Genomic DNA, 21,488 nt, shown 5'->3' on the forward strand with positions numbered 1-21,488 from the left:
TAAAAACTTCGTAAGTCTGGATTTTACAGAAATGACAGGATCGTAAAATACTTATGAGAATACACTATTCTATATTAACATTTATCTTACTACTAAGCGCCTTTACTAAAGCACACAGCCAAAGCGCCAACGATCATATTTTCCCGGCCACGGCTGTTGCTAAGCCCTATATCGATTTTGACAGCAAAGGTTTTATGGTGAATGGTAAACGCACGTTCCTTGTATCCGCCGGGTTGGAATACGCCCGCATCCCGCATGAGCTTTGGTATGATAGGTTGCTGCGGATCAAACGGGCAGGTTTTAATTGTATTGAGATCTACACGATTTGGAATTTTCACGAAGAAACTGAAGGTAAATTCAATTTCGCCGGAGATCGCGACCTGGGCAAATTCCTGGATATTGTAAAACAGCTTGGCTTATATGCCATTGTGCGCGTTGGCCCGTATTATTGTGCCGAATGGGATAATGGAGGCTACCCGGTGTGGCTTAAATTTAAAAAAGGCCTTAAGGTGCGTGAAGATAATAAGCCGTTTGAACAATATGTCGACCGCTTTTTTGATCATCTTTTGCCGGTTGTATTTCAAAGGCAGATCAATAAAGGCGGCGCGGTAATCTTGGTTCAGCTTGAAAATGAGCATCCCAACGGCTGGGGAACTGTAATGCCCGATGGTTATTTTAAGCATCTGCAGGAAAAAGCTTTGACTATGGGGATGCAGGTACCCTATTTCTTTAGTGGTTTACATCACGCCAGTGACCCGGCCGGCAATGGAAAGCTCGATGACGATAAACGTCCAAACCCATGGTTCTCTACCGAGTTCTGGGCTGTTTGGTACTCGCAATACGGTGCTAAACCGGGCGATGCTGGGCTTTATGACAGGCGTACCTGGAAGATAATTGCCCATGGCGGTAATGGTTATAATTATTATATGGTACATGGTGGTTCAAACTTTGGTTATTCAAATAATGACGAAGATGCCGCTTCTTACGATTATGGTACAGCCATTGGCCAGGCAGGTGATTTACGACCAATTTACTACACCTTTAAACGTGCTACCTGGTTTTCGCGTAGTTTTCAGGATGTATTGGAAAACAGTACAAATGCTTCAGAAACATACAAAGGCATTGCTGTTGATACTGCTATTAAAATATCCGCCCGCAAAAGCCCCGGCGGTGATCTGATATTTTTAGATAATCCGGGTGCTGCCAAAATAAGCACAGCATTAAACATCAAAGGTGCCGAAGATCTGCTTACAGATAAAGACATCAGCGTTCAGCCTAAAGAGATCTATCCTTTGGTGCACAACTATAAGCTTAATGATGAAGTTACGCTTGATTGGGCGCTCAGCCGTGTATTTGCCGTTGTTAAACAAGCTAACACCACAACTATAGTTATTGATGCTGAAGCCGGTGAACCGTTGTTGCTTCGTTTTAACACAAAGGACAAAGTTTCGTCGAAATCAACTGCCGTAAAAGTTGCTGATAATCACGTACTAATTGACGAGAAAATGCCTGTCGCCAATGAAACGGCAGTAGAATATACCTTCAATGCGGGTTCTCAAACTATCAGAGTATTGGCCATGAACCGGGCTTTAAGCGATAAAACGTGGGTTACCGAAACTGAAGGCAAAAACTACATCATTACTGGTTTAAATTATGCAGGAGAAACTGCTTTTAAAAACGGACAATTTATAATAACCGCAGAAACACCTTTAACTCAAAGTATAGCTCAAAAAGTGATGTTATATACTGATAGTAAAGGCATCGCTTTTAATAATGTTGTTCAGAACAGTAGTCAACCGCAAACTATCAATTTATCTGACTGGCAATATAAAAACGCCGCCATCAACGCAGCAGCGAATGTAAATACAAGTGCCTGGCTCAAATCAAAAGATCCACAGCCGATGGGGGCCGATGCAGATGTTACTGCTGATGCCTGGTACAGGACAACATTAAACATACCATCAAACGGAAAATATACCCTGCAGGTAAAAGGCGGTGGCAGGGGACAGGCATTCATTGATGGAAAGCCGGCTGCCAAATGGAGGCTGAATGATAATGAACTAACGTTTGATCTTACCAAAGGAAAACATACGCTCGCTGTTTTTGCCGCTCACGATGGCCGCGATAAGCTGGCCGCATACCTTGGGCCGATAGACGAGGTGGATAGCAAAGGGCTTTTTGGCAGTGCATTTATCAAAAAGGGAGGACCATTTATTACCGAGCTTGGTGACTGGTATTTTACCAAAGCCGTAAAAAAAGATGATGTAAAACAAGGGCCGCCGGCATTTGATACATCCACGTATAAAAAATATAAAATAGGGGCTGATGTTTTTGACCTGAAAGAAGGCTATGCATGGTTTCACACAACCATTTCGCAGCAGTCAGCAGGTACTTCGAAAGTAACTGTACTGTTTAAAAGTGTCGATGAAAATGCAACAGTATTTGTTAACGGCAAACAGGTAGTCCATCATGATGGCTGGAACCAGCCATTTGAGGTGAATATAACCGATGCCGAAGCTTTAAAACACCCAATTGATCTTGCAGTCTTTATCGAAAATTACTCGAATGAAGGAGGCATAGATCAGCCGATAAAGATCAATGCCATTGGCGATGCTACAGCTGTTTCCGGTTGGCAACTGAAAGGTGGTCCCGGCAATGTTAACGCTATACAGGGTTGGGTAAAGCTCAGTGCGGCTAAGCAAATGAAAAATGCGCCCGCCTTTTATCGTACAACTTTCCGCCTACCGCCGTCAACCGGCAATACCTTCATCTGGCGTTTTGATCCTGAGGGACTCGGTCACGGTTCTGTTTGGGTTAATGGCCATAATCTGGGCCGGTACCCGGAAAAGCTGAATATGAAAAGTCTTTATATCCCCGAATGCTGGCTTAAACCAGGCTTAAACCAGTTAGTGGTTTATGATGAAGATGGCAATAGTATCAATAAAACCCGTATTGTAGCCGAACAGGCTGCAGGCAGGTTAATTAATGTGAATTCAATACCCCTTAATTAATATAATGGCAAAAATGGCTACAACAACCGAGAGATTTACCGCACTTGATGTTTTTCGTGGTATGACCATTTGCTTCATGATCATCGTTAACGCCCCCGGTTCGGGGGCGAACGTATGGTCGCCGCTTGATCATGCCCCCTGGATTGGTTTTACACCTACGGATCTTGTTTTCCCATCGTTCCTCTTCGCAGTTGGCAACGCTCTTAGCTTCTCTAAAAAGAAGTTTGAAACTGATGCCGCTTTCATCGGAAAAATCTTTAAGCGTACAGTCATTATTTTTTTACTGGGTTACCTGATGTATTGGTTCCCGTTCTTTCACCGGGAAGCCGGTGGCTGGGCGTTTAATCTTTTAGGTCATACCCGCATTATGGGTGTATTGCAGCGCATAGCATTGTGCTATTTCTTTGGTGCTCTAATAGTTCATTACTGTTCGCAAAAAACGGCGGTCATTATATCTGTTTTACTCTTAATTGGTTATTGGGCCTTCCTGATATTATGCGGCGAGCCGGGTAAAGAGTATACCATGCTTGGTAATGCAGGTACCCGTTTGGATATAGCTTTGTTAGGTAACGATCATTTATATCATGATAAAGGCGGCCCTATAGCCTTTGATCCCGAAGGATTGTTAAGTACCATGACCGCTATAGTGAATGTGATAGGTGGCTTTTTGGCCGGTGCATTCATTCAGCGTAAGGGGAAAAATTACGAAGCGGTTGCACGTTTATTTATGTGCGGGGTTTTGCTGATAGCCGTTTCACTATTTTGGGCACAGTTTTTTCCTGTAGCCAAAAAACTTTGGACAAGCTCGTTTACACTTTTAACTATCGGTATTGACCTTTTGTTGCTCGGCTTTATGGTGTATGCTATAGAAATTAAAAAGATAAAGAATGGCACAAACTTCTTCCTGATCTTCGGTCGTAATTCATTGGCGATATACCTGTTGTCGGAGTTACTGCTCACTGTTTTTCAAACCATATGGGTAAAGCAGCAGCTCAGCTTTTACGACTGGATAAACCAGGTATTTTATCAGAAAATATTCCCCGGCGCATTTGGCACACTGGTATTTGCACTTTGTTATATGATGCTTTGCTGGCTGATAGCTTATGTGCTTGATAAGAAGAAAATATATATCAAGATATAAGTTCTTATCGTAGGGACGCATAATTGCGTCTCCAACAATACAGAGCGGATAGTGAATTTCCAATGCCTTGCAATCGGAAGACGCAATTATGCGTCTCTATATTTAATATTTAAATCATTGATTACGTAATTGAAAAAGATATTCTGTTTTGTTTTGACTCTGATGCTATTGTCGGGTACAAATCTTTTCGCCCAACAACCAGGCCATTTGCATTATGTTGACCCGTTTATTGGTACAACTGTAAGTAATGTGCTTACCAAGTGGGGTAATAATGGCGGCTGTTATCCCGGTGCGGTTGCGCCATCGGGGAGTGTGCAACTAAGTCCGGAAACAAGGGTTACCGGGGCCAGAGGATATAATTATACCGACAGCTCGGTTTACTATTTCAGTTGCCTGGGGCACATGAGTGGTTTTCCTGAAGGTTCATCCGGCCATCTGTTCATAATGCCATGGAATAGCGATATAGATTTTGAGCCTGGCAAATCAAGTATACACTTTTCGCACAAAAAGGAAAGTGCTGTGCCTGGTTATTATAAGGTGAGTTTTGAAGGCCAGCAAACCGCTGTTGAAGCCACTGCCACCACAAGAACCGGCATGTTCCGTTTTACATTTAGCGGAGATGCTAAACCCCAAATTTTCATCGGCAATGGCGGCCAGGTTAACGCCATATCCAACAAAGTACTCCATGTTTCTGATGCTAACACTGTTATAAATTTTAGTGAAGGATACGTAGACAAAAAGGAAGTTCGGGGCGGCTGGTTATTTACCCTTCCTAAAGCATCAACAGGTGCTACAGTTGTCACTTTGCAGTTGAGCAAATCATCGGTAGGTTATTCAGGCGCGCAACATAATATTGATCAGGAAATCGGTCGACTGAGCTTTGATGAGGTTAGTGCGAAAACCAGTCGCGAATGGGCCAAATTGTTATCTGTTGCAGATATAACCGATAACAGCGAACAAAACAAAACAGTGTTTTACACGGCGCTTTATCACTCGTTGCTGCTGCCATGGGTTATTGATGATGCTGATGGTAATTATCGGGGCCACGATGGTAAGGTATATCAAAAAACGGGGCAGAATCAATATGGTGCATTTTCACCCTGGGATACTTTCCGGTCGTTACACCCATTGCTCACCCTGCTATATCCTCAAAAACAACAGGATGTGATCTTATCCATGTTGGATGTTTACAAACAAAGCGGGCACCTGCCAACCGAAACCATGACGGGCAACCACGCTGTTCCCATTATTGTTGATTCCTATTTAAAAGGGATCACTGGTTTTGATAAGGAGCTCGCATACAAGGCTATGGAAAAAGATTTGGTTAACGGCCCCTTTATTCAGCCGGACATGGAAGTCTATCATGAAAAAGGTTATGTCCCCTTTACCCGGCCGGAATCCGTTACCCGCACCGTAGAATATGCTTATGATGATTGGGCGTTATCGCAGTTTGCAGATAAGGTCATGAATGATAAAAAAGCCGCCCAATTGTTATCAGGCAGAGGTTTAAATTACCGTAATCTTTTAAACAAAGATGAGTTGTTCATGCTGCCGCGAAATGGTAATGAATTTAAGCGTCAGCCCGGTACATCGGGATATAAAGAGGGTGATAAGTGGGTATACTCATATTTTGTGCCTCAAAATGGTAAAGATCTGATCAACATGACAGGCGGTAACGAGCAGTTTACGGTCCTGCTTGATTCGGCCCTAAGCAATGATGTTATTCTGTTTGATAATGAAACTGTGTTTAATCTGCCTTACCTTTTTAATCAGGCAGGTAAACCACAGCTTACACAAAAGTGGGTAAGGGACATTATGCTTAACAGGTTCAGTTCTACCCCCGGTGGTTTACCCGGCAATGATGATCTTGGTTCAACATCAAGCTGGTATATTTTTAGTTCAATGGGAATCTATTCGGTATGCCCCGGCAGGCCGCTTTATGCTATAGGTGCACCATTGTTTAAATCCGTAACACTTCATTTGCCAAATGGAAAAAGGTTTATCATCAGCAGTAATAATTCGTCGGCAAAAAATAACTATGTGCAGTCGCTGCGTATAAATGGCAGGCCCTGGCAACGGTTAACACTGCCGCATTATGTACTGGAAAATGGTGGCACGATGGATTTTGGCATGGGCAAAGAGCCGGCTAACTGGCCGGCGGATAAAGATCCAATTGAGCTATCCACCACACAAAAAAACGCCACTTTCAGCATCGTGAATTATTCGATCGATAAGAAAAGCGTGACTTCGGATGAACGGCTCGTGATAAAATTTAAGCTTAAAAATGCAGGTAGCATAGGTGTTAAAACCGTGAAATTGTTAGCTAATGGGAAGCTATGCGGTTATAAGAATTGTTTGATTGAACCGGGGCAAACTGTTCAGGATTCTATAGCATTCAGGCTTTACCCGGTAGGGAAAATAGTACTGAAACTTGATAATATGCCTCCATTTGCGGTTGAGGTGACGCTGCCAAAGAAGGCACATGAGCACTCTTTCAAAATATCCGGGCTGGAAGTAAACCCGATGATACGGCTAAATGAAAATCAGGAAATAAAGTATCAGATAAAGAACATTGGTGGCCTTAAGCAAACCTTTACTATTCCTGTAATCCAAAATGACTCGGTTGCTTTTACAGATAATATTAAACTTAATGCGGGCGAAGTTAAAACAGTAAGTCATAATATTAAGTCATTAAAAAAAGGATTTAAGTATGTAAGGGTTGATACCGCCAAAATCCTTTATAAAGTTTATGAAAACAGCATAGAATCATTATTGCTGAACTTTGAATCAATTACGCCGGGTAAAAGCGTGCCTGACAGCTCGGGATTTCATAATGACGGGAACATCATTTCAGCTTCAGCAATAATCGGTAAGGACAAGCTGCTTTTTGGTGACAGTACGTATGTTGAAGTTCCAAATTCGCCTGCTTTAGATAAGATGGGCGAGTCCATTAGTATGACGGGATGGGTGTACCCGATGGGTAAAGAGAGGGGCCTGGTGGATATCATCAGCAAGGGTGATAATCATGTTTTGCAAATGACTGATAGCAAAATTCTTACCTTTTTCGCTGGCGGATGGGGTAGGGGCGATTGTACTGTCAATCTCCCTGCTGATTGGCAGCAGCACTGGCATCACATAGCAGGAGTGTGCAGCGGTAAAACGCTTTATGTTTATATTGATGGCGCTTTGGCCGGGACTTCGATATTGGAGGTCGCTGCCGATCTGTCTGTAAGTAACAAATGGACCCTTGGCCGGAATGAAGAGTTTCCTTCAGAGAGGGTGTTCCACGGTTATATTAACAAAGTGAAAGTTTTTAAGGCTGCTTTATCTGCCGGTGATATTAAAGCTATTGTAGCTACGGAGAGTGAGTAAATTCAAAAGCAGTAAAATAATCGCGAAAAAAATATCAGGCTTTTTACAGATATGATCTGAAAAATTAGAGATTTGCCAAGCCTGTTTAAACACGCCTAAAAATCTATCTGAAATGATCTTAAACATTTGCCCGAAATTAAAACGGAACATATACCCGTTGCTATTGCTTTCGATGGTCACTGCTGCAACAAACGCACAGCAAAAGGCGGCCAAAGTAAAAAAGGATGAGGTTGATTATGTTAATCCGCTTATAGGCACAGCCTCAACTGGTTTTGCCAAAGGACTTGATGGTGGTGGCACGATGCCATGCGTAAACGTACCATTTGCCATGACCAATTTTGTTGCCCAAACCGGCGAAAACAAAATGAGCAAAATGAGTTATACCTATGAGGATAACTCAGTGATAGGCCTGATGGCCTCGCACCAGCCAACTGTTTGGATGGGAGATTATGGTTACGTATCTGTAATGCCACAAATCGGCAACCTGCGCGTACTGCCCGAAGAGCGTAAGCTAATGTTTGATCACAAAGATGAGGTAGCCAAACCTTATTACTATTCGGTAAAACTAAAAGCCGGTGCCAACGCAGGCATCAAAGCCGAGATAGCCGGAGCCAACACCTGCGGTATGTTCCGCTTTACTTTCCCAAAGGCAGATCAGGCACATCTCATCATTCAGGGTATCAATCTTAATCCGGCACTTACCGATTGGGCCAACGATTTTAAACTGAGGATGAAAGAGCTGCGTGGATATGTACATATTGATACCGTAAATAACGAGATAACCGGCTACAACCCCGACAGGCAGTCGGCGCAACTTGGGCCTCCGCTTAAAAACTTTAAGGGTTATTTTATTATTAAGTTTGATAAACCCATCCGCAGTTATGGCACCTGGGATAATCAAACCATTAAAAAGAAAAGCAAGGAACAATTTGGCACCCGTATGGGGGCTTACGTATCCTTTAAAACAACAGGCAGTACGGTTGTGAAAGTTACGGTAGCCACTTCATTTATCAGCGTTGACCAGGCCCGCCATAACCTTAAAAAGGAGATTCCAGACTGGGACTTTGAAAAGGTTGTGAAAAACACCCGCGATACCTGGCAGCAGCAATTGAAAAAAGTACAGGTAGCTGATATCACCGACGGGCAAAAGACCATTTTTTATACAGCCATGTTCCACACCCTGCTTTTCCCAAGGGAGTTTTCAGAATATGGCAGGTATTACAGTGCTTTTGATGATAAAATTCACAATGGTGTTTCTTACAACGATTATTCATTGTGGGATACCTTCAGGGCCTTGCATCCGCTGCTCATCCTTACACAGCCCGAGCGTGTAAATGATATGGTGAAATCGCTATTGCAAATGTACCAGGAGGGCGGCTGGATGCCAATGTGGCCTAATCCAACCTATACTAATATCATGATAGGTACCCATGCCGATGCTGTAATTGCCGATGCTTATATAAAAGGTTTTAGAGGCTACAACGCTGCCTTAGCTTACGAAGCCCTGCATAAAGACGCTTTTACCGCACCCGATGGCGATGTTCAGAAAAAATGGGGCGACCGTGACCTGTGGACAAGCTTTGAGGCAAGGGGAGGGTTGACCAATTACCATAAGCTAGGCTATGTTCCGGTTGATAAAACCAGGGAATCGGTATCGCGCACTATTGAGTATGGTATTGATGATTACTGCGTTGCCCAGCTTGCGAAGGCTTTAGGCAAAACAGGCGATTATAACCAATTGATGGGCTGGAGCAAAAATTATAAAAATGTCTATAACACTTCAACCGGCTTTATGGCCCCTCGTAATGCTGATGGCAGCTGGTCGGCCCAGCCGGATAGTGGTTTCACTGAAGGTACAAAATGGACATATACTTTTGGAGCCATGCAGGATGTACCCGGAATGATCACCCTTATGGGCGGTGAAAAAGCATTTGCTGATAAATTGACCCACAATTTTAACGACGGCCATTACCGTGCCGATAACGAGCCTGGTCACCATTACATTTACTTGTTCAACTATTGCGGTATGCCATGGAAAGCCCAGGAACTGGTGAGGCAGCACACTTCATGGCAAAATTTCAGAAATGCCCCGATTGGCATAAACGGCAATGATGATTGCGGCCAAACATCAGCATGGTATATTTTTAGTACCATGGGTTTTTACCCTGTAACGCCGGCATCGGGTACTTACAGTATTGGTGCTCCCCAGTTTCCATACATTGCCTTAAACCTGCAAAACGGAAACAAGCTGGTGATTAAGGCCACTGGTTTATCTACCCAAAACAAATACGTAAAATCAGTAACTTTTAATGGTGTACCTATAAAAGATCATGTGATATCTCATGAGCAAATCAGTCACGGTGGCACATTGGCTTTCACCATGACCAACATCCCTCAAAAAGATTAATTGTTAAGATGCTGTAGATGCCCTCGCAATCAATTGTGACGGCATCACCAGCTCCTGATCAGGCTCATTAAGCCTTCCGGACAGGCGGCCGAAAAGTATTTCGGCAGCCTGTTTACCCATTTCATAAGCAGGCTGCAAAACAGTAGTAAGCGGTGGGTTAAGTATGGCTGCTGTAATCTGGTTGGTAAAACAAACAACTTTTACATCACAGGGAATCTGTAATTTCAGCTCATCGCAGGCCAGGTAAGTTGCAGTTGCCAACTGCTCAACCGTAGCAATAATGCCATCGGGTTTAACAGTCGTTAAATGAGCTTTAATCATACCAACGTTTTCGTCAGTATACTTATTGGAGCAGGTTACTATTCCTGTATCTTGAGCTTTAAACCCATTGTCATTTAAGGCCTGTCGATACCCTTGCTCGCGGGCCGATAAAATAGAAGGGTAGCCGCTGATGGTAACAAGTGATATATTTTTACATCCTGCCTGCAATAGATGAACAGTAGCGTTGTAAGCGCTGGCGTAATCATCAGTTACAATTTTATCTGCAGTAATATCCTCACACACCCTGTCAAAAAAAACTATGGGGATGCCTGTTTCCTGTAATGTTTTGATATGGCCTGTATCGTGTGTACTGCTGGCTATCGACATGATGAGGCCATCAACCCGGCCACTGGCCAGATCATTAAACATCGATGCCTCTCGTTCATAACTGTCATGGGTAAGGTAAATCAGTGCATGATATTTTTTGGGAGCGATAACGCTTTCAATTCCGTTAATGGCCTGGCTAAAGAAACTATCGGCAATTTCTGGTATGATGATAGCTATCGTATTACTGCTTTGTTTGCGAAGACTGCTGGCATATGCGTTTGGTACGTAATTTAAGCGTCTTGCTGCTTCCATTACCTTCAGTTTGGTTTCAGGACTGATATCGTAACTATCACGCAGTGCTTTCGATATTGTTGCGGTTGAAAGATTAAGCTCTTTCGCAAGCGTTTTCATATTTACCTTATCGCTTTTATTACCGCCGGTCATTTTTTAGCAAAGTTTAATTGGTTGGCTGAATTGTAGGAGCAATATAACGAAAAAAGGTGTTCTGTAGTCTGTGCCGGTAGCGGCTCTGATTGTTGGTGTTTGTGAAAGCGATCCTCTGTCTGTTCTGATGTATGCTTAAAACAACAAAAGCCACCCTTTTGGAGTGGCTTTTGTGATCCCGCTGGGACTCGAACCCAGGACCCCAACATTAAAAGTGTTATGCTCTACCGGCTGAGCTACGGAATCATTCTTTAAATTTTTCGCTTTACTAAGGCGAGGCTGTTTAAAGGCAGCTTTGGTTTAAATAAAAAAGCCTCTTTTCAAAGGCTTTGTGATCCCGCTGGGATCACTTTTTTATCGGAAAATCGCGCTTTTTAGCGTGATTTCAAAGGTTTTTAAAATTGGGGCCACGATTGGGGCAACATATCTTATAACCTGTTTTAATTCGTTTTAAAGAACTTCGTTAGTATTGCAAAGATAGTAAATTCAATATGAAAACACAAATCAATTATCAATTTGCGCCTAAATGAAAAACAAGGAAAAGGTTTTACAGGATATGAAATCGTGATCCTATTATAACAACCTTAGCCTTCGATAAACAAAGGTGTCACACCCATTTAATAGCCGGCTTGTTATGAAGCCGGCTTTTGTTTTGATTCTTCTCAAAAGAATTTTAATAAATCTTTTTATAACAAATCAATTAGAAATCCCTAAAAAATCAGAGAATGTATTAGTTATAAAAATTGCTTCATCCTTAGACATACCAATGAATGGCATTTCATAAACATTCCCAGTAGATTTTTCTATAGCAAATGCCGTATCGCCTCCATCAGAACCAATTAAAAAGAATTCAGGGGCATATTCATTTACCTGATAATCTTCATTTAATTCTAACATATCGGTAATAGGCCATAGAAGAATGAAATCGCCGTTTTTGTTAATATCAGCACCGTTTGATTCTTTGAAAAAATCAATAAAACCAACAGGCATCTGAAAATTTACATTTCTAACGAAAAAATCTATATCTTCTTTTTTAGGTGCTGGATTTTTATCTATTGTTATCATTTTAATTTGATTTTGCTTGTCTCATTATTTTGTTCCAAAAATTGGTGTATTGAGCGTGTTCTTTTGGTGTTAAGAATATTTTGTTCGCCATGTCGACGGGACTACCGTCAAATTTTATCGGTTTAACTTCATGAATTTGAAGACCTTTTAATGCATCGGGATTTGCAGCTCTAATTCCTTTATTTGTTTTATTAGCTAATTTCCTCGCGTTATCGTATTCTGTTCCTTCTATTAATCTAAATGGCCCTTTAGGTTTTGGTCCACCTGATGGATATCCTTCCCAATTAGATACAGAAAAACTTCCATTCGGATATGCTTCAGTTTTGGTTGCCGCATTTTCACCTGATTTAACAAAGGTACCGAATCCTGATTTTAATTCATTAAATGCCGCTGTACTTTCATTAACAACCGATGATTCCTCTTTTAATTCAGTTGCAACAGGTAAGGCTTCGCTTGCAACCATTTGAATCGGAGCCGCCAAAATCATAATAGTATTTAAGCCATTTTGAAAATCTTCTGCTTGTTCTTGCGGCGTGAAGTTTGTTCTTCCAAGACTTCTATAGTAGGAAGTATAATTTCCTGGAATCGGAACGGTTCTTGCCACAGTTGCTACTGCATCAACGGTTTGATTAAGGCCCATCGCCAGATTGGTTTCAAACCAACCGGTTTTCAGTCCCAATGGGTCTACCCCAGAAGCTGGATTATCATCCATACTTGAATAAGGACTTAGGAAAATTGTTTCTTCTGCCTTAGGATCAATTGAATTAAATCTTCCTAACTGAGGATCAAGTCCGCGATTTGGTGTCTCACACAATTCCAAGCCAAAGTGCTTTTCTAAATCTATACCTTGGTACTTTTTAGGTTGTTGAACACCATTAGGAACATTGCTGGAAGGAATAAGATTCATGCACAATCCATAAGGATAATAATGATCTTCTTCCGTAACCTCACTTGTATATTCAGTGATAGCCACATTATCAAACCACACATCTTTACCAATGCTTTGGTTATCGATATAAACCAATATATACCCTGGGTTCACATTCCCATTACAGGTGGTACAAAGGACAACGTTATTGCTGTTATTATGTGGTGACAATGTTACCCACCCACCTGTACCATTGTTATTTACCGGCACCTGGATGGTTCCGCTTAGGTTAGGGTCAAGTTGAAATCTTTCATCAAACCACAGGTAGTTTAAATGTGCCTTTGGTGCTTCAGGATTATCGTTTACCTCAGAAAGTTGTTGAATGGTTTCCGCAAGATTAGGGTTGCTGAATAATGTATTGATGGTTTTTATGTTATCCGGCAACTCAGACATTGGTACACCGGCATAAGTAGCACCGCCAGTAAGCGCACTAAATAGGGATTGTACTATTTCATCGCCATTAACATTACCCTGGTTTTCATACTCGCCATCATAAAAAGCGTCGGCACTAATCTTGAATTTATCACCTGGAAAAGTTTTTAAGAGTATTGCTGTACCAACCCTTGTACTTGGGTCTGATGCATTTAGCCTCGCTGCCATACCATCATTGGGATCAATGCTTCCCGGCTTTAAATCGCGTACATTGGGGATATTATCGAATATCAATTGTTCTACATTGGCCGTTGAAATTTCGTGTCTTGCGAGGTAAGCATAGGACATAGGGTTGGCCGTAACTGTTGAACGGACATTACCCAAATGATCCTTTACAAAATAGTCATAAACAAACTTAGTAGGTGTACCGGTTGAGCTACCAGGTACGCTATCAGCGGCTATTGGACGGGCACGGCCTTCGTCATTTAAGACATATTGCAGTGTGTTGTCTTTATATACAAAATTGCCAATGTAGTCCCAATTCTCTGTTTGCGCTGTTTGTGAGTTATAAACTTTTTTATGAAGCCTATTGCCCAAAGCGTCATAAGTATAAGTAATAATTCCAGGCGTAGTACCACCTACAGTTACCTTTTCAGGTTTATTTAAGAAGTTGTAAGTGATGGATGTGATGTATTTATTATCATCTTCGGTTAGGTGACCATTGTTATCGTATTGGTATTCTGTTGCATTTACATTGGTAGATCCATCCTTAAAATCAGGTAAGGAGGCATTAACGGTACCTGCATCCGCTACATTGATTAACTTATTGCTATTCGGGCTGTATTTGTAGCTCAGGATATCCATTGGAATATTGTTTCCGGCTACCGGTGCCATCTGGTTCATGGTTAGGATATTACCATTGAAATCATAGGTGATATTAGAGGCTGTAAAATCGGTTGCCTTTCCCCAAGCCGAACCATCCCATTGCCTTGATTCAGCATGGGTCAATCTATTTAGGTTATCATAACTATAACCGTAGGATCTTCGCGTTCCATTGTGGAGCCTCCATGTAATACCTGCAATATTTCCATTATAGAATTTGTTCCCAAAACCGATATCGTAATACAATTGTTCCTGAAAGATGGTATCAGTTGTAGTACCATTAGGGTTACGGAAGTTAAGCTGCTTTAAAAAGCCCCGCATGTTATACTCCTGCAATAGGTAGCCTGCTGTAAATTGTTTAGTTACAGCCCTGCCTAAATGATCATAATCATAGTAAGCAAGCTCATAATCCAGTCCATTATCAATCTTTTGGGTATGTTTCCATACCCGGTCATTACCACCATCTACACCTAAATTACGCTGAAAAGTGTTTTGCAAAGTAAAGGTGGGATGCGGGCCGTCGCTGGCGCCTGGAATTGTGTGGGCGTTTAAATTTTGATGTCTTAAAATGTTTTTATAAAGTTCTCCCTGGAAATAATAAATATTGCTGCTGATCTCCCTACCACCTGAAAGGTTATCGCTTTGGGTTTGTATCAACCGGCCTTTATCATCATAGTAGTTAACAGAAGACAACCATTTATCTACACTGGGGCTATCCGGAATAGGTACCCGGATTTTGGTGCCTGTGGGTAATCCACGAGTAAACGTTGAATAGTTAGACGAGACAACAGTACCATTAGTCGGGATGGTTATCCCTGAAAATTGGTTTGCATCAAAACTGAAACCGGGTTGATTGGAATAATCGTCATAATAGTTATAGGTATAAATAGAACAGTACTGAATTGGTATTGTGGGGTATTGGTTAAATTGATTGTAATTTTTAAGGTAATAGAATAAATTGTTGGTGGCATAAGTCTGTGCGTCGTTGATATAGCCCTGGACGGTTGTTCTTGGCTCATTGGCATCAAAACCGTAGTAGCCGGTCATCAGCGGCCTGTCCTGTGAATCGTAGATTATAAAATTCCACTTGTATGATGTTCTTAAAAGGCCATCCTGAGACATCACCAACCTGTCTCTTTTGTCATAGACATAGTATTCGACATCTTTACCGGCTATCTTTTTCTCTACTAAACGGTTGCGTTCGTCGTAGAAATAAGTATAGCAAAGGTTATTAGAGACATCGGTACTTACCGAATATACTCCACCCATGATATCTACTTGTTGTGTTGCCAGAGGGGGCATTACAAATCGAAGATTTCCAAGGTCGTCATAAACATAGTATGTCATGGCGAAACCACCATCACCACCATGATCATCCAATACATAGGATTTTTTCAGGATCAGGCGGCCAAACTTATCTTTATATTCAGTCGAATATTTTCCGTCTTCATCCGTGGTACGCGTAGTATATAGCGTCCCTGCATTATAATAGCCGCTGGATGTTGGGATAGCTCCGTTAGCCGCTGTAATATTCCAAAGCCTAACTTCATTTGCACTATTGCTTCCATAGCCTATTATTTCACCACGTCCACTCCCCACCCAACTTTTACCCGGTGATCTTTGTTCTGTCACGCGGCTTAGGGGGGAACTTTCATAAATAGTTTGGGTATAAGGTTGTTCATCCACGCTGTCCTGGTTATAAAATCCATGTAACTGCGTGCTTACACTGAGTTTCATTTTGCCAGGATTCGCAAGTATTCCTGTTGGCGCTGCAAAAGGCTGGTATTGGTAGGTTTCCCTTCCCAATGCATCGTAAACATGCGGTACAACGATATCGTTCCCATCAGCGTGTGATCTTTGCCCAACGGTTTGCAAAGGCCTGCCAAGCCCATCGAAATAATCGGTGGTTACACGATCATAGATACCACCTCCGGGAAGGCTTTGCAAAGGCACATCGGGTGTTACAGTCCTTATATAATTATATTTACCTGAGGCATTGGTCATATTAGTCAAGCCTGGATAGACAGAATCCGACGGAGTGAGTGTGATAGTAGCACCCGTAGGTATATTATTGGCCGGTAAAGAAAGTTGCTGTGCTTGAGTTTGAACAGCGCATAGCGTCAAAACGGACAACCATGCTGCATTTTTAATTTGTAGGTTCTTTATAAATGATTTCATGTTGTTTGTTTTATTGAGCGCCTTGATATTGGTAGGTTGTAGATTTTAAGACATTCCCATCCTTATCTTTTATATTGATAAGCCTGCCCTGACTATCATAGTTATAATAGGTGGCCAAATTGTTTTGATCCGTCATGGACGTTATTCCTACCAATGGATTGTAAGTAAAGCCACTTACGAAGCCGTTAGGAAAATTTGACCTGATTTGCTGGATGGCATTCCTAAGTGATTGATCATCCGTGGGATTTAAAATAGTGGACTGAATACCTGGATTTGCCAAAAGATAATTCTTAAGGGAGGTAGAATCAATGTTTTTTAGTTTGGCAATAGGAAACCGGTTACCATACCCATATAACATTAACAAAAGCTTGTTTCCCTTACCAATAAGGATTTGTGCATTGCCGTTTATATCATAGTTGGAATAGCTAACCTCAGCAGTCATCCTTAAATCTTTAGCAAGCACGTCCTGATTAGATGCTATAGTATGACTAACAGAGGCATAGTTATTTATCGATGTTGGATTTTCCAGGCCATAAATTGTAGAAGGTAAAATCTTTTGGGTATAACCAAGATCATTGGATAGGTATTCAGTAATAGAAGCATGGGTAACGAGGCCATTATTTGTCGTATAGGTCTCTACAGGATAATTATTGAGATGGTTATCCTGCATGTACCTGAGGGCCTTTGACATTCCCGTCAACCCCGTTGTTGGCGTGACATTGAAATCTGAGGAGCGCCAAGTGTAAATTTTTATATCCTCGGAACCAGAACCATAGGTTCCTGTTTGGTAAGGATAATATTTTGTAGCATCCAGATACAAATTATATTGCGTTTCCGCAACAGCTTGAGGGCCACTATATATTGTATTGACAGTGCTGTCAAGTCTTATTTTCTCGCTTACATACTTATATGAAATACTCTGTAATTGCTCTTGGGTGCTATTCCAGGGTGCAAACGTCTGGGTCATAAACGTTAGGTAAAATGCTTTCCATGCAGAGATAGAACCATTAGGAATAAAGCTGTAATAATTATTTACCGTTTTTTGAAGATTTGAACCAGCATCGTAAGACTGGGAATTCAATAATAACCCGTTCCTGTGTTTGTAGCTGGTAACCGGAACGAAAGGATAATTAAGCGACAGGTTAGCATCAAAAATACCATAATTATAGATCGTACTGCCACCTTCACCGTTAATACCAATGGTTTCTTTTACATAGCCATAACCAACAATATAATCATTGTTTTGACTTACATTATTTACGTCAGAAGTATACACAAATGAGGCAATTGGAACGAATAATGGTACTTCATTAGAAGGCCCCTGTTGGGGTGATTGGGCATATGCGGCAGCGTTTTCATCAAATATCCAATGGGTAGTATAATCATATCTTGGCTCGAACATTAATGTGCCACTTGACTTGGCAGGATCGCTGGGAACAACGTAACTGAAATTTCTCACATTTGACACTTGGGAAAAAGGATCATAATCAGTAATCTTTCTTATTCTCACCCCACCCGCAAGTTTGTATTTATGCACTATGCCCGAAAAGGTCTTATAATCCAAAGAGCCGCCTAAGCTTTCGGCACAAGTCAGCATGTTCGCTTCTGCACCCGAACAATCAGCTACTGCAATCAGGCTATAAGTATGTCCCGCTGCTAACCCGATATTTGTCACCCCTCCATACAGGGTGCTTGCGATAACCTGATTAGTGGTCAGATCTTTTAAAGTTAAGCTCCTTATATCTCCGGTACAGTTAAATGCATTGCCGGTTGTGGTTAATTGAGTGGTCTGGTTATAATTTATTGTAAAATTTGTAGTCGTTGTTTCTGTGTTTGGGTTGACATTAGCCGTACAATTGGCATACGCAGTTTTTGTTACTGTAGTAAAGATGGAATCTATTGCCCCATAGTCATTTGATTCGTAGTCAAATTGTGTGAAGCCTCCTGTAGGATAAGTTATTTTATTCAGTATGCCTTTTTTACAAAGAGCGGTATCGATTGCACGGTTGCCACCAGGAACATAAAAATGCATACCATTTGCATCTGATTGAACATAGGTATTTCCCGGAATCAGACTTGAATTGTTGGCTCCGTTATAAAAACCATAGATGTCCTGGGCTTTGGATTGATAGGCCGGAATATCTTCCCCATTGTATGAAAGAAGATATTTGTCCGCAATAAGGCCATCCGCGCCTGTAGACCAAACGGAATCCAGTTTTAATCTTTTTGCTGTATTGTCTGTAGACGTTGAATTATAATAGGATTGTCCAAGATGAAAATTCTTAAAGCTGTTGTTTTGGTTATCAAACACCTCTATGGAAGTAAGTGCATTTGAATTTGCTATCTCTAATTTTGGTTTGTTATAGGTAAAAGCGACATTACCATTTGGGAACGTAATGTTTGAAATCTTCTTTTCTGTTATAAATGCGTAAGTCTCACATGTCCTGTTTTTTGCTAATGGGCTTTGACCTGAGCCGACATCATAAGTCACGCTTTGACCATGATTGTTGATGGTAATATTTTCCGTGATATAATTAAAAACGAGGCTATCTTTTGTATCAGGATATATTATCTTGGAAACAAACCAAGTACTTGGATTGCTAAATGAACCGGGATCATCACCACACCCTTGGGATAAAGTCGTTGAATAATCGTTGAAATAATATTTGACACCAGCATTATCCGTGAGGACAAATAAAAAGCCATCAGTATTGAAGGTATATTCAACTTTAATATCTTCATCTGCAATGAATTTATGATCATGCGGCGATAATATAAATTTACCGGATGCGGAGCCGATATTGAAATTAAACTCATCAGGCTGCCCATCCAATAAATTTTTAGCCGAAGCCTTCATTGTATCTATATTTGAGGCATTACTTGAAGTAGCTGTCCAGGCGACACGAGAAGAATCATTAGCTCCTACATACCCATGTTCATCCGGCTTTCCCCGGATGGTTCGGGTAATGGTATAGGCTGCATTCAGATTCCATTCAAGTCCTACGTCGCTTGAAAGGTCATTATTTTTAATGCCCTCCGCATGGTAACTAACGCTTATAGGCAAAGAATGCTTCCCAACCTCCACTGTGTAAATTGGGATACTGATGTTAGGGATGCCGGTGTAATAACTTACCGGTATATTGCCGAACTTATTAAACGTTGCCGCGTTCGGTGAAGGAATATTGACATCCAGTTGTGTTGGATTGACGGTCTGATGCGGGTCTTGGGCATTTACCGAAATCGGTAGAAAAGCCAACCCGATGCAAAAAAGCCTTAGTAAAGTGTGCTTCATAGGGACGATAATTGTTTAGGTTTTGATTTTATGTGAATTGATTTTTATTTTTCCCAACCTAATCGGAGTATCCAGGGGCTTCTCTGGCCTTCTTCATGCCAAAGGATATTGTAACCTGCCAAAAAAGTTCCGCTTAACTTGTTGCTTATCCGGTACCGTTTCATGATGCCGATATAAGCAGTCTGCTGCTGTCCACCAAAGGCTTGTTGTAACGCATTGTCGGAGTTAGAATTGCTGGGATTATTTATAGATGGGTCGGTGCTTGCGACAAGGTAAGGCCTGTTTGCCGGGATAAAAGCCCTTTCATATCCAACCTGAAAGCTAAAACCGTAAATGAAAAGCTGGTCAGCAAAAGCCCTTAAACTGATACCTTCATAACTTAATTTTAAATGTTGCCAGTCCCGGCCAAGACCTGTATTGAGCGCCAGTCCTACCCCAAAACTTAATCGTTCCGTTTGTTTATAGCCAATATTTGCACCCAGATTAAGCATGGCCGGTTTAAGCCCATCAACTGTTGCACGGGAAGTCTGAAAGTTATATTGGGTGGTAATTCGTTGCCAGAATGGTTTACCTTTTTCTTTATTGGGCTTGAAGTCAGGTGCATCTACTTCTTTTAATTTGTCTTTAGCCCCTTGTACATCAGTAATACCTTGTTTTACCTCATCAGCCTTAGCTTTTAAGGCATCTGCCTTTTGTTTAAGCCCGTTTAATTTGTCGCTGTATTGTTGTATTTGCTGGCTCATCTGCTGTTGAATCGCACCAAGGTTATCTCCCAATTTCTGTTGGATGGCATCACTTACAGAACTTTTTGTCTGATAGCCTAAACGCTGCAAATCTGCCGCTGAAGCATCATTGCCTAAACCTCCAAAGGCATTATTACCGGAACTTGAATTCAGGTATTTATCAAAACCTTCAGTTCCCTGGAGATATTCTAAAGCTTTTTGTTCGGCTTCATCCGGATCATCGGCGAGTTCCTTATAAGCTTTAATCTTCTCACGTGCGTAATACACATCCTTCTGAATACTTTGCAGGCCATTTATATTGTAGCTGCCTGCTAATTGTTTTAAATCGTTTGTATGTTGTTGTATCAACTGGTCGATGTTTGACTGCTCATTGAGCTTCTGTTGCAATGCGTTAAGCTGATCACTTTGCGGTATTGAAATGCCAACAGCTTTTAGGGATGCTGATGAGGCGCTTAATTTGCCTTCCTGACTTTGAATAAAACGCTGAATTCCTTTGAGGCTATCAATAATCGTATTATTTCCGACGGTGGGAGGCAGCCTTGAAGTATCCCTTGAAATTGCAGCTATAGAATCGTAAGTAAGGTGTTGCTGAATGTATTGTTTGTATAAAAAGGAATCCTGCTTGGCGAGCTTGCGCAGCATTTTATCTTCTTTTCGTTGTAAGCGTTTTAATAACTTACGTTGTAAACTACCTGTGATATCAACCGTTTTTTCAAGGGTCGAAGCTTTGTGATTAATGTATATAGTTGCATTGTCTATATTTTCCTGAGCCTCCTGAGCGAATAGCTGGCTATCCGATAAGCAAGTAAACAGAGAATTTATAAGCAAAAAGAGTAAAATTTTACGCACGAAGACCGCAACGTTTATATTTTAGGGAATAGGATTGAAAAAGCTAGATGGCGTACAGTAGTAGATCAGTAGAGTCAAAATTTACTTTTTTTCGAGAAGTAACCATATATCAATAAGATCATAAAAATTGTTTAATTCCAATATCTTAACTTCTGACTGGTTTATTTTCGAAGAAGGCAAAATTATTTATGCGAAAAGCCAAAAGATGGCCGACTA

General features: G+C 41.3%; 9 protein-coding genes and 1 tRNA gene. 4 read left to right on the plus strand and 6 right to left on the minus strand.

What is annotated here, in order from left to right; genetic code table 11:
• Positions 1–53: 53 nt before the first annotated feature.
• The 4 genes from MTO98_RS09390 (at position 54) to MTO98_RS09405 (ending at position 9,931) form a co-directional block, all read left to right on the plus strand.
• Positions 54–3,011: a beta-galactosidase gene (locus MTO98_RS09390; protein WP_243486396.1), complete on the plus strand. Its 2,958-nt coding sequence runs from the start codon at positions 54–56 to the stop codon at positions 3,009–3,011.
• A 13-nt stretch (positions 3,012–3,024) separates the two neighbouring features.
• The gene (locus tag MTO98_RS09395) at positions 3,025–4,152 is read left to right on the plus strand and encodes an acyltransferase family protein (protein WP_243486397.1); all 1,128 of its coding nucleotides are present in this window, start codon (positions 3,025–3,027) and stop codon (positions 4,150–4,152) included.
• 129 nt (positions 4,153–4,281) lie between these two features.
• Positions 4,282–7,524, plus strand: coding sequence for a GH92 family glycosyl hydrolase (locus tag MTO98_RS09400; protein WP_243486398.1), 3,243 nt, complete (start codon positions 4,282–4,284; stop codon positions 7,522–7,524).
• A 112-nt stretch (positions 7,525–7,636) separates the two neighbouring features.
• Positions 7,637–9,931 carry a GH92 family glycosyl hydrolase gene (locus MTO98_RS09405; protein WP_243486399.1) on the plus strand — a complete coding sequence of 765 codons (2,295 nt, stop codon included), beginning with the start codon at positions 7,637–7,639 and terminating at the stop codon, positions 9,929–9,931.
• Between the two features lie 3 nt (positions 9,932–9,934).
• Here the strand turns inward: MTO98_RS09405 and MTO98_RS09410 are convergent, their stop codons facing one another.
• From MTO98_RS09410 to MTO98_RS09435, 6 genes are all read right to left on the minus strand, one after another.
• Positions 9,935–10,963, minus strand: a complete 1,029-nt coding sequence (locus MTO98_RS09410; RefSeq protein ID WP_243486400.1) for a LacI family DNA-binding transcriptional regulator — start codon at positions 10,961–10,963, stop codon at positions 9,935–9,937.
• A 173-nt stretch (positions 10,964–11,136) separates the two neighbouring features.
• Positions 11,137–11,209: transfer RNA gene (locus MTO98_RS09415), tRNA-Lys, on the minus strand.
• A gap of 450 nt (positions 11,210–11,659) precedes the next feature.
• Positions 11,660–12,028 carry an SMI1/KNR4 family protein gene (locus MTO98_RS09420; RefSeq protein WP_243486401.1) on the minus strand — a complete coding sequence of 123 codons (369 nt, stop codon included), beginning with the start codon at positions 12,026–12,028 and terminating at the stop codon, positions 11,660–11,662.
• Between the two features lies 1 nt (position 12,029).
• Positions 12,030–16,388, minus strand: a complete 4,359-nt coding sequence (locus MTO98_RS09425) for a DUF6443 domain-containing protein (RefSeq protein WP_243486402.1) — start codon at positions 16,386–16,388, stop codon at positions 12,030–12,032.
• 10 nt (positions 16,389–16,398) lie between these two features.
• Positions 16,399–19,680, minus strand: a complete 3,282-nt coding sequence (locus tag MTO98_RS09430; protein ID WP_243486403.1) for a hypothetical protein — start codon at positions 19,678–19,680, stop codon at positions 16,399–16,401.
• A gap of 44 nt (positions 19,681–19,724) precedes the next feature.
• Complete coding sequence (locus MTO98_RS09435) at positions 19,725–21,251, minus strand: hypothetical protein (RefSeq protein ID WP_243486404.1); 1,527 nt, start codon at positions 21,249–21,251, stop codon at positions 19,725–19,727.
• Positions 21,252–21,488 lie beyond the last annotated feature (237 nt).

The organism is Mucilaginibacter sp. SMC90 (assembly GCF_022811725.1).
In the GTDB taxonomy this organism is placed as follows: Bacteria; Bacteroidota; Bacteroidia; order Sphingobacteriales; family Sphingobacteriaceae; genus Mucilaginibacter.